The following is a 9,951-nucleotide window of genomic DNA, read 5'->3' as shown; positions in this document are numbered from 1 at the left end:
CATTTGGCCCTTGCCTTTACATTTAATGTTAAGTTCGCTACACTCAAAGTATCAATTGCATAATACGTGACTGATGACTTGTAGATAATTAGCCAAATACGGCAAGTGTCGGCAAAGCAACAAAACAAAAATTCGTATCATTTATATGACGAACTTTGAGCCACAATTTTCCCCCTTTAAATCGTTACAGACGCAGTTAACATAAGGAGCACAGTATGATCCAACTGACCCAACTCACTAAGAAGTTCAACAGCAAATTAGCCGTTAACCAATTAAACATGACACTTGAGCCCGGTCAAGTAATGGGGTTAATCGGACAAAACGGTGCCGGCAAAACGACGACTTTCCGTATGATTCTTAACTTCATTACGCCGACTTCCGGCACGATCACTTGGGATAATCACCCCATCACGCAACAGGATAAACAACGGATTGGCTTTCTCCCTGAAGAGCGTGGCTTGTATCAAAAGTTAACGATTGAAGAGCAAATCTTATATTTCGCTGAACTACACGGTATGCGACGGGCAGATGCCCGAACAGCACTAGCTGATTGGCTCAAAAGACTTGATGTTGTGGGCAAAGCAACGGACAAAGTGCAGTCTTTGTCAAAAGGTAATGCGCAAAAAGTCCAAATGATTGCCTCGCTCATTTTCAATCCTGAATTTATCATTTTAGATGAACCCTTTTCTGGGCTTGATCCTGTCAACACCAGCATCATGATGAACGAAATCATCCGGATGCGCGATCAAGGTGCCATGATTATTTTTTCAAGTCATGATATGGACAACGTCACAAAAATTTCAGACCAACTCACCATGCTGAAAAAAGGTGAAGTTATTCTACAAGGCGGCGTGCAAGAAATTCGTGAACAGTTTGGTCGGACAAAAATCTACGTTGAAGGACCCTTCACACAAGCCGAGTTGGCCCAGTTATCAGGGGTTGTTAGTGTCACCCCACACGGCGCAGGCTTTGACCTCGTTGTCACAGATGAAGCTGTGGGTCATGATATTTTCAACTATGTTACCCGAAACGGCTACATTCCGGCCTTCTCTCAACAACCCCCAACACTAGATGATATTTTCCGACAGGAGGTCGCTCACAATGCCTAATGGACTCATGATCGTCATTAAACAGACGTACCGTAATCATTTCAAATCTCGCGGTTATTGGCTTTTGGTCCTTTCGCCAATCATTTTTGCTGGTATTATTGCTGCGGTTATCTTTGGCATTACAAAAATGCAAGGTAACACCACCCCCAATGTGGCCATCGTCGGTAACCCTGCTGTACGCCAAGTCATGATTAAAAGCGAAAAAAGCCTCGACCTGAAAGTATCACGTATAACAACACAAGCACAAGCAAACAAAGCACTCGACAAGCAAACTCTTGACGGTGTGCTGACTTTTAATGCTAATGGTGCCACGCTCACAACACAGCCTAAGAGTAATAAAATCAATCAAGAGGCAATCAGCAGTGTCTTAGGTAATCTGGCCCGCACACAAAAAGCAGCCCAGTACGGTCTCACACCTGAACAGACCCAAGCATTGATACAGCCTTATCAGTTAAAGTCTGTCGTCAAGCAAGCTGACAACCGTACCACAAATGGCGATAATTCATCAATGGCCAACTACGGCATTGCTGTTGCTATTGGCGTCATCACGATGGTCGTCGTGATGTGGTATACCTCAATGATTGCCACAGAAATCGCCAACGAAAAGTCGTCACGTATTATGGAAACCTTGTTGGCTGCGACATCATCAAATATTCAATATTTCGGTAAAATCATTGGTATTTTTGCGCTAACACTCACACACATGCTCCTTTACTTGGTTGCCGGTATTATTGCCTATCTTATCTTTAAAAATAATGCAGCAGTTGCTGAGATTGCGCATAACTTCTCCGGTATTACGTTAGGATTTACTGTTTATGCTGTTTGCTTTATTCTAGTAGCCGTGGCCTTGTATCTCGTGCTGACGGCAATTATTGCCTCCCTTGTTAATGATAATTCACAAGTTCAACAAGCTGTTGGTCCCGTGACGGTGCTGGCCATGATTGGTTATTTCTTTAGTTACTTTATGACCAACATGCCAAACAATATCGTGATTAAAATTTTAAGTTACGTCCCATTTATTTCACAAAGTATGATGCCTGTCCGCCTGGTTACCAAGGTCGAATCCTGGCCAGCTGCCATTGTGGCCCTGGCTTTGTCGGCCATTGCGCTAGTCCTTCTAGCTTGGTTTGGCCGTGGTATTTACGCGAAAAACGTCTTGTCATACAGCGATGACAAGATTATGGCGCAACTCATCAGAAACATCAAACACCACGATTAAACTGAGGTCCTTATGACAACGCCCTTCTTTCTCACCAATAAAAAATGGTATACCTTTGAAACCCGCACCACAGCGGACTGGATACCCTTTCAACGTTTTGAACTCACCAACAAAGCGACACCAGAAGCGATTGCCAGCTTCAAAGCAACGATGATTGCCATCGGCCCCGAGGGTCAGATTGAGCCGGATAACTTAAATCGCTTTCAACAAGCCCTAGGCTATGCCGCACGCCGACACTATCTGTCAGAAGCACATGGATTATCCGATAACGAGTTAGCCCAAACACTGGCATTTATCAGTTATGCGATTCGTTCTTATCAACTACTCGATGATGCACTGACACCACCCAATACACTCATTTTTAGCAAACGTATTGCCACACTTTACCGGCAATTTTTGAAACAACATCCCACCCGCATTGATGATTCCGACCTCAATGCATGGATCATTGCCCAAGACCAACAACTGACGCAATAAAAAAACTACGACAATGTCGTAGTTTTTTTGACTAGTCATACCAGCTGTCAGCGAGTTTTTTGTGTGACTTGAGCCAGTCAGCAGCCGCAGCCTTCGGTGATTTACCGTTCTGAATGGCTAACATGACACTTTCCATATCGTCTTTCGTCCAATGGAATTTATCCAAGACTTTCCCAAGTTTTGGGTTATCTTGTTTCAGGCCTTTACGTGTAAAGGTTTGAATATTTTCACCCTTACCCATTGTTTCCTTTGGATCAGCCAAATACTTCAAATGATACTTACTAAACATCCAATGTGGTGACCAACCTGTCACAACAAGATCCTTTTTAGCTTTGTAGGCCTTATCAAGCGCAATGGCCATCGCACCAGATGATGAACCTTGCAACTGCCACCCCTTCAAGTTATCATAACTGTCCAATGTTTTTTGCGCACTAGCCATTTCACCGGCGCCAGGTTCAATTCCCGTAATGGTTTTATCCGCCTGATTAGATAAATCAGCAATTGAATTAGCCGCCATATAATCTGGCACAACTAATCCCGTTTTGGCACCGCGTAAATTAGGCCCCAGCATGTCGACATCATTTTTAAATTTGTTGTATAACGCTTTATTGGTATATGGCAACCAAGCACTAACAGAAGCATCAATTTGCTCCTTCGCAACAGATTGCCACAAAACAGCACTATCAAGTGGTGTCATGGTCACATGATAACCGTGTTGACGCAAAGATTCCGCTAACACGTTAGTTGACGCGACTTCCGAATCCCATTCCACATAACCAAGGTTCACGCGTTGGCCTGTTGCTTTCTGGGTTGTCATCACATTAATGGCACCACCAGCAATCATAACAAGCACTGTGGCTAAGATCGTCCAGCGTTTCCAAGGTTTAGTTTCAGCCTTTTGACCAGGTTGTGTCGTTAACTTTTGCGTAAAGCGATCAATAATAATCGCCAGAATCACTAACCCAAGACCATTGACGAAACCTAAACCAATATCCGCATGTTGCACAGCTGACAAGACACCACGTCCTAAGCCCGGTGCCCCAATCATTGAGGCCGTCACAACCATTGACAAGGCCAACATAATCGTTTGGTTCGCACCAGCTAAGATCGTGTTACGCGCACTCGGCAATTCTAACTTGATTAACTTTTGCCAAGTCGTTGAACCAAACGAATCAGCTGCTTCAACTAATGATACAGGGACTTGGCGAATACCAAGATCCGTCATCCGCACCATTGGTGGTAAAGCAAAGATAATTGAGGCAAATACCCCTGGCACCACGCCAATCCCAAAGAATGCCACTGCTGGAATCAGATAAACGAAACCAGGCATCGTTTGCATAAAGTCCAAAATCGGCTTCACAATGGCTGCTGTTTTTGGTGATTTAGCAGTTAGGATTCCCAATGGAATACCGATGACTAACGAAATAACCGAAGCCATGATAACCAATGTCAACGTACTCATCAAGTCTTCCCACAGATTTTGGTTGGCCACGATGGCTAAACCCAAAAAGGTAAACGCTGGGAAACCAATTTTTTTAGGTGTGGTTAAAATGGCAATTAACGTGATACCAGCAATCATTAACGGCATTGGAATCGCAGTCAAGCCGTTGGTCAAACCATCCATGACAGCTTGCCCGACGTGTTGCATGACATTAAATAAGCCAGATAGGTGATCGGTTAACCAGTTAACGCCCGCCGTCACCCAGTCTTCTAAGGGTAATTTAGGTATATTAAGCATGTTCGTCCTCTCCTTGTGTATCAGCTAACGCTTCCAAAACACCACCACGAATGATGACACCTTTGACCCGATTGCTGTCGTCAACAACCGCAACAGGGGTTTGGGCATCGTAAATGATTGGCATAATATCCACAATTAACGTATCTAATGAAACCGTTGGCATGTCAGACACCACCTCAGTTAGTGGTGTTTTATCACGGCGCGCAGTCACGGCCGCATCAGATGACAAATAACCAAGGAGCTCACGGTTACGGTTGACGGCAACCAGACCAGAAACTTCTTCATCCGACATTTTACGCAACGCCACCGTTGGGCCATCGACAGTCAAGTTCGTCGTTAAGGCTGGAATCATAATACTTTCCGCCGTCAACACCTTTGTCCGATCAACACCACCGATAAATGTTCGCACATAATCATTGGCTGGATTGGTCAAAATTTCTTCACCCGTGCCGACTTGTTGCAACTGACCATCTTTCATAATGGCAATATGGTCACCAATGTGTAAGGCTTCATTCAAATCGTGGGTAATAAAGATAATGGTCTTACGGACATTGGCCTGCAACTCCAATAGTTCTTCTTGCATTTCACCACGAACCAACGGATCTAAGGCCGAAAACGCTTCATCCATCAGTAAAATATCAGGATCATTGGTCAACGCACGGGCTAAACCAACACGCTGTTGCATCCCACCAGATAGTTGCGCTGGGTATTGGTCCTTAAAACTCAGTAACTTCGCGTTATCTAAAGCTTTCTCTGCCCGTTGACGCCGTTCGGCCTTGTCAACGCCCTGTACTTCTAGCCCGTATTCCGTATTTTCAAGCAACGTCCGATGGGGAAATAGCCCGAAATTTTGGAACACCATGCTCATCTTTTTACGTCGAATATCTAGCATTTGTTTCTTATTAAACTTCGTAATTTCTTGTCCATCAATAAAGAGCTGTCCATCGGTTGGTTCAATCAATCGATTGAGCAAACGAATCAAGGTTGACTTTCCAGAACCTGAAAGGCCCATAATCACGAAGATTTCGCCTTCTTCAATGGTCATGTTGATGTCATACACACCAACCGTACTTCCTGTCTTTTCGACAATCTCGTTCTTACTCTTATTTTGCTTCACCATCTTCAACGCCGCTTTTGGGCGTTTCCCAAATATTTTGGTTAGGTGCTTTATCTCGACTTTATTCGTCATGAAATCCTCCACTTCGTTTTAAATGAGCGTTTCTACCCATCTCCCATTGACTCTGTTTGCGATTTAACTTATACTGCAAAGTGACAACTTAATTTAAAAACTAGATTGCCTCTCAAAGTGATGTCTTCTATTCTGTCACAAGTTGTCACTTTTGTCAAATGAGGTAACTTTTGGAGAACCATATGCGAACAATTAGAGAACCACGTTATCGTAAAATCGCCTATCAAATTGCACAGAAAATTGCTGACAACGATTACCCCGTCGGTAGCAAGCTACATGCGCGTTCAACACTATCCGTAGCCTTCGGTGTCTCGTCAGAAACGGCACGCAAAGCTGTCAGTGTGCTCGCTGATTTGCAGATTGTGAAACCAATTCACGGCAGTGGGGTTGAGGTCTTATCCCGTGAACGCGCCAAGGCCTTTTTGAAGCAGTCGGAAACAACGTTTGATATTCAAGCCTTGCACGGTCAAATTAATGATCTGATCGCACAACAAAAACAAGACATTCATACATTAGAACAAACCTTGTCACGCCTATTTGACCAAACGCAACGCGTCCAACGTCATCGTCATAGTCCGTTGACGCCCTATGAACTTGAGTTGCATGACGATAGTCCTAAACTTGGCTTATCAGTCGGCAGTCTTAACCTCTGGCAAAGCACAGGTGCCACGTTGGTGGCCATCCTACATCATGATGAACTCATCGTCTCACCAGGACCATATGCTGTGATTGAACGGGGTGATACCTTGTATTTTGTCGGTAACGAAGCAGTCGTTGAGACAGTCTACAATTTCTTTTATCAAAAATAACACGCAAAAAACGACAGTCGCCCTGTCGTTTTTTTAATTGTCTTGACAACCAATCACCTTAATTGTAAACTTAAACAATTAAATAGGTTTACAAAGGACAACACATGAAAACACAAAAGCTCACCCTCACCGTCATGATGATTGCCTTACTGATTGTCATGGCTTACCTGCCCGCCATCCCCGTTGGCTTGGTACCCATTGTCGTGCAAAATCTCGGCATTATGCTGGCTGGCGCCCTCCTTGGTTGGCGTAACGGCGCACTCGCGATTATTGTCTGGCTCTTCATGGCCGCCATCGGGTTACCTGTCTTGGTTGGCGGGGCTGGTGGTTTCCCACATTTTTTCGGCGCAACAGGCGGTTATATTTGGTCTTATCCCGTTGCAGCTGCACTGATTGGGCTGAGCGTGCAAGCCCTTGATCGTTTGAAAAAAACCAATTTTGTGACATTATTACTCGTCATTTTAATTTTTGGTGTGGTGCTGGTTGATGTCAGCGGCGCAATTGGGTTACACATTGTGACTCATATGCCGCTCCCACAGGCCTTGTTACTACAACTCACATATGTACCAGGTGACTGTGCAAAGGCTGTCATTGCCACAGTGGTCACATTGGCGTTACGGCGCCGCTTTCCCCAACTTACCCATGTTTAATATCTTAGGTATCGGAACTGATGCCGCTGGGCGTTGTACACATTGGCACACTGAGGTCGATATTATTGCCAATAAATGCCAGCAGTGCCGGGCTTACTACGCCTGCTATTTATGCCACAATACGCTAACAACGCATGAATTTGTACCCGTTGCTAAAACTGCCTTAGGGGCCCTTTGTGGGTCATGTGGGTTAGAGATGACAGGCAACGCCTATCTCACACAAACAGCCTGTCCTCGGTGTCAACATGCCTTTAATCCACAATGCCATCTACATCAACAGATTTATTTTTGCTAAAATAAACGTATGACAACTGTAGAAAAATTATTCCATATTTTCGTCAACCATGCCGACGAATGGGTATCCGGTGAAACCATTGCCAGTGAGCTTCACATTTCTCGTGCTGCCGTCTGGAAAGCCATCAATAAATTGACTGAAGCCGGCTTTATGATTGAAAGTCAGCGTGGTTTAGGTTATCGTTATATCCCCAATGAAAAAATGACCAGCACCGAAATCCAGCACCTCTTGGGCGTGCCAATGGCGATTCGCGTTTTTGATTCATTAGACTCTACTAATCGTTATGCCAAGTTGGCCTTAATAGACGAGACGCTCAACGCGCCGCTGGTAGTCATTTCAAACATTCAAACACACGGGGTCGGTCATTTAGGTCGGTCATTCTTTTCGCCTAGCCAATCGGGGCTTTATTTAAGTATTGCCTTACCCCTGACTTTTCAAGATACTGTCAAACCCCATTTATTAACGATTAGTACTGCCGTTGCTGTGGCGAAAAGTATTCGGACCCTCTTTGGGGTTGACCTGCAATATCAATGGCTGAACAACTTATATTTAAATCAGCAAAAAGTCGGCGGCATTCTCACTGAGGGCATCATGACCTTAGAAAGCCAAACGTTTTCGGGCTTGGTTGTTGGCATTGGGCTAAACCTCACCCCACCGCATACCACACAACCACAACCAATGGGTGCCATTACACCAGAATTGACCTTGTCACGCAACGCAGTTGCCGCACAAATCATTCAAGACTTTTTCCAAATGTACGAACAATACCAATCTGGCATGTATTTACCAGCTTATCGGCGGCATTTGATTGGCTTGGGTGAAACAGTGACAATCACCCAATCAGATCAAAGCCTTACCGGACAACTGTTACAAGTGACTGATGACGGTTATCTACAACTACAAACACCAACCGGTATCACGACCTTAACCAGTGGTGATCAACTATAAAAAGGACAGGTCAACAAGACCTGTCCTTTTTATTAGCTTGCTGCTGTTCAGCAAGTGTGACTGTATTTTCTAATAGGGTCGCAATCGTCATTGGCCCAACACCACCAGGCACTGGGGTAATGTAGCTGGCAATACCTTGAACAGACGCAAAGTCAACATCTCCAACCGCTTTACCGTCAACATAATTCATGCCGACATCAACGACAACAGCGCCTTGTTTCAAATCGGCGCCGTTAATAAAGTTTGGCTTACCAACACCGACGACAACAATATCGGCATCTTTCAAATATCTTTTTAGGTCAGCAGCTGGTGTATAACGATGCGCTAATGTCACCGTCGCATCCGCGTTATTGAGTAAAGCAAACATTGGGCGGCCAAAAAGTTGTGACCGGCCAACGACCACTGCCTGCTTCCCAAACGTTTCAATACCATAGTGATTAAGCAATGTCATCACACCTTGCGGCGTCGCTGCAACGGTGTAATCCGCCAAAGCGTCTGCAAAGAGCATCCCTTGTACTGTGGCACCTAAACCATCAGCGTCTTTATGCGGAGCAACCGCTGAGAAAACTTCACGTTCTTTGACACCTTCAGCCAAAGGACTTTGGACTAAAATACCCGTAATGTTATCATCCGCATTCAATTCAGCCACCAATTGCAATACGCTTTCCGTGGTTGCATTGGCGTCAGTTGGAATATCTTTTGTTTGAATGCCCAATGCCGCTGCTTTTTTAGATTTCATGCCAACGTATAAACGACTCCCGTCATTTTGTGGGTCATAAATTACAGCAAGCGTTACTGGCTTGTCCAGCTTCGCCACACGTTCAGCAGTCTTGGCATTCGTGAGCTTTGCCACAGCTGCGCCATCAAGTATTTCAGTCATCAAAATGCTCCTTCGTTTGTCCGCACTTTTATGTTATATTTTTCTTAACAAAACTAAGTCATTGGAGTTTATTATGTCAGATCAACGGATTAGCTGGGATCAATATTTTATTGCCCAAGCCGCCATTTTATCAACACGTTCAACTTGTACCCGCTTGCATGTCGGGGCCGTCTTGGTCAAAAACAACCGGATTATCGCCAGTGGTTATAACGGGGCCATTGCTGGCACCCCACACTGTACCGATGTCGGTGACTTAATCGTTGATGGGCATTGCATCCGCGCTGTTCATGCGGAACAAAATGCCCTGATGCAAGCCGCACAAATGGGTATTAGCGTCGCTGACGCGACGGTTTATGTCACCGATGTCCCCTGTGTCCATTGTACGAAGCTCTTATTACAAGCAGGCGTGTCAAAGATTAACTACATGCGTAACTATCGCAACGATCCTTTTGCTGAAGAACTCTTGCAACAAAAGCAAGTGCCGTTGCAACAAGTGCCCTTTTCACAAGAGACAGCCAATCAAATTGACTTATCGCGTTTCGTCACACATGAATGATCTCACATCAAAAACCTTGAATTATTTGTTAATAACGAACTATTTTTATTTTAGCATAATTTATCCGTTTAAAACACGAAT

The 9,951-nt window shown here is 44.6% G+C and carries 11 protein-coding genes; 8 read left to right on the top strand and 3 right to left on the bottom strand.

The features are described 5' to 3' along the window. Window positions 1–215: 215 nt before the first annotated feature. From ACW12G_RS04165 to ACW12G_RS04155, 3 genes are read left to right on the top strand one after another with little or no spacing between them, the layout of a single operon-like run. Window positions 216–1,109 carry an ABC transporter ATP-binding protein gene (locus tag ACW12G_RS04165; protein ID WP_455646571.1) on the top strand — a complete coding sequence of 298 codons (894 nt, stop codon included), beginning with the start codon at window positions 216–218 and terminating at the stop codon, window positions 1,107–1,109. Further along, entirely contained in the window at window positions 1,102–2,328 is a 1,227-nt protein-coding gene (locus ACW12G_RS04160; RefSeq protein ID WP_455647344.1) for an ABC transporter permease, read from the top strand. Before ACW12G_RS04165 ends, ACW12G_RS04160 begins: the two co-directional genes overlap by 8 nt. 12 nt (window positions 2,329–2,340) lie before the next feature. Further along, on the top strand, window positions 2,341–2,805 hold the full coding sequence (locus ACW12G_RS04155) for a substrate-binding protein (protein ID WP_455647343.1): 465 nt from the start codon (window positions 2,341–2,343) through the stop codon (window positions 2,803–2,805). A gap of 31 nt (window positions 2,806–2,836) precedes the next feature. Here the strand turns inward: ACW12G_RS04155 and ACW12G_RS04150 are convergent, their stop codons facing one another. Continuing rightward, window positions 2,837–4,543 (bottom strand): ABC transporter permease/substrate binding protein, encoded by a 1,707-nt coding sequence (locus tag ACW12G_RS04150; RefSeq protein WP_455647342.1) that lies wholly within the window; start codon window positions 4,541–4,543, stop codon window positions 2,837–2,839. After that, window positions 4,536–5,732 carry a quaternary amine ABC transporter ATP-binding protein gene (locus tag ACW12G_RS04145; protein WP_010004878.1) on the bottom strand — a complete coding sequence of 399 codons (1,197 nt, stop codon included), beginning with the start codon at window positions 5,730–5,732 and terminating at the stop codon, window positions 4,536–4,538. Before ACW12G_RS04145 ends, ACW12G_RS04150 begins: the two co-directional genes overlap by 8 nt. 182 nt (window positions 5,733–5,914) lie before the next feature. Here ACW12G_RS04145 and ACW12G_RS04140 point away from each other — a divergent pair, with 182 nt between their 5' ends. From ACW12G_RS04140 to ACW12G_RS04125, 4 genes are all read left to right on the top strand, one after another. Next, the gene (locus ACW12G_RS04140) at window positions 5,915–6,541 is read left to right on the top strand and encodes a TrkA C-terminal domain-containing protein (RefSeq protein WP_010000150.1); all 627 of its coding nucleotides are present in this window, start codon (window positions 5,915–5,917) and stop codon (window positions 6,539–6,541) included. Window positions 6,542–6,645: 104 nt separating this feature from the next. Then, complete coding sequence (locus ACW12G_RS04135) at window positions 6,646–7,191, top strand: biotin transporter BioY (protein WP_455647341.1); 546 nt, start codon at window positions 6,646–6,648, stop codon at window positions 7,189–7,191. Further along, complete coding sequence (locus ACW12G_RS04130) at window positions 7,103–7,486, top strand: CHY zinc finger protein (protein WP_374971561.1); 384 nt, start codon at window positions 7,103–7,105, stop codon at window positions 7,484–7,486. Before ACW12G_RS04135 ends, ACW12G_RS04130 begins: the two co-directional genes overlap by 89 nt. A gap of 9 nt (window positions 7,487–7,495) precedes the next feature. Next, window positions 7,496–8,434: a biotin--[acetyl-CoA-carboxylase] ligase gene (locus ACW12G_RS04125; RefSeq protein ID WP_455647340.1), complete on the top strand. Its 939-nt coding sequence runs from the start codon at window positions 7,496–7,498 to the stop codon at window positions 8,432–8,434. 10 nt (window positions 8,435–8,444) lie between these two features. On the opposite strand, the gene ACW12G_RS04120 is transcribed toward ACW12G_RS04125, so the two are convergent. After that, on the bottom strand, window positions 8,445–9,314 hold the full coding sequence (locus ACW12G_RS04120) for a bifunctional 5,10-methylenetetrahydrofolate dehydrogenase/5,10-methenyltetrahydrofolate cyclohydrolase (RefSeq protein WP_095652921.1): 870 nt from the start codon (window positions 9,312–9,314) through the stop codon (window positions 8,445–8,447). 73 nt (window positions 9,315–9,387) lie between these two features. On the opposite strand from ACW12G_RS04120, the gene ACW12G_RS04115 reads away from it, so the two are divergent. Next, complete coding sequence (locus ACW12G_RS04115) at window positions 9,388–9,870, top strand: deoxycytidylate deaminase (protein WP_147001027.1); 483 nt, start codon at window positions 9,388–9,390, stop codon at window positions 9,868–9,870. Window positions 9,871–9,951: the final 81 nt, after the last annotated feature.

It is taken from the genome of Leuconostoc sp. (genome assembly GCF_965300815.1).
The sequence above is the reverse complement of the archived record's forward strand: the minus strand, read 5'-3'. Positions and strand labels throughout refer to the sequence as shown.

What these genes read in the sequence shown, in the direction of transcription:
- ACW12G_RS04165 (WP_455646571.1), top strand. Translation starts at nt 216, where the DNA reads ATGATCCAACTGACCCAACTCACTAAGAAGTTCAACAGCAAATTAGCC.
- ACW12G_RS04115 (WP_147001027.1), top strand. Translation starts at nt 9,388, where the DNA reads ATGTCAGATCAACGGATTAGCTGGGATCAATATTTTATTGCCCAAGCC.
- ACW12G_RS04150 (WP_455647342.1), bottom strand. Translation starts at nt 4,543, where the DNA reads ATGCTTAATATACCTAAATTACCCTTAGAAGACTGGGTGACGGCGGGC.
- ACW12G_RS04145 (WP_010004878.1), bottom strand. Translation starts at nt 5,732, where the DNA reads ATGACGAATAAAGTCGAGATAAAGCACCTAACCAAAATATTTGGGAAA.
- ACW12G_RS04120 (WP_095652921.1), bottom strand. Translation starts at nt 9,314, where the DNA reads ATGACTGAAATACTTGATGGCGCAGCTGTGGCAAAGCTCACGAATGCC.
- ACW12G_RS04135 (WP_455647341.1), top strand. Translation starts at nt 6,646, where the DNA reads ATGAAAACACAAAAGCTCACCCTCACCGTCATGATGATTGCCTTACTG.
- ACW12G_RS04125 (WP_455647340.1), top strand. Translation starts at nt 7,496, where the DNA reads ATGACAACTGTAGAAAAATTATTCCATATTTTCGTCAACCATGCCGAC.
- ACW12G_RS04140 (WP_010000150.1), top strand. Translation starts at nt 5,915, where the DNA reads ATGCGAACAATTAGAGAACCACGTTATCGTAAAATCGCCTATCAAATT.
- ACW12G_RS04160 (WP_455647344.1), top strand. Translation starts at nt 1,102, where the DNA reads ATGCCTAATGGACTCATGATCGTCATTAAACAGACGTACCGTAATCAT.
- ACW12G_RS04130 (WP_374971561.1), top strand. Translation starts at nt 7,103, where the DNA reads ATGTACCAGGTGACTGTGCAAAGGCTGTCATTGCCACAGTGGTCACAT.
- ACW12G_RS04155 (WP_455647343.1), top strand. Translation starts at nt 2,341, where the DNA reads ATGACAACGCCCTTCTTTCTCACCAATAAAAAATGGTATACCTTTGAA.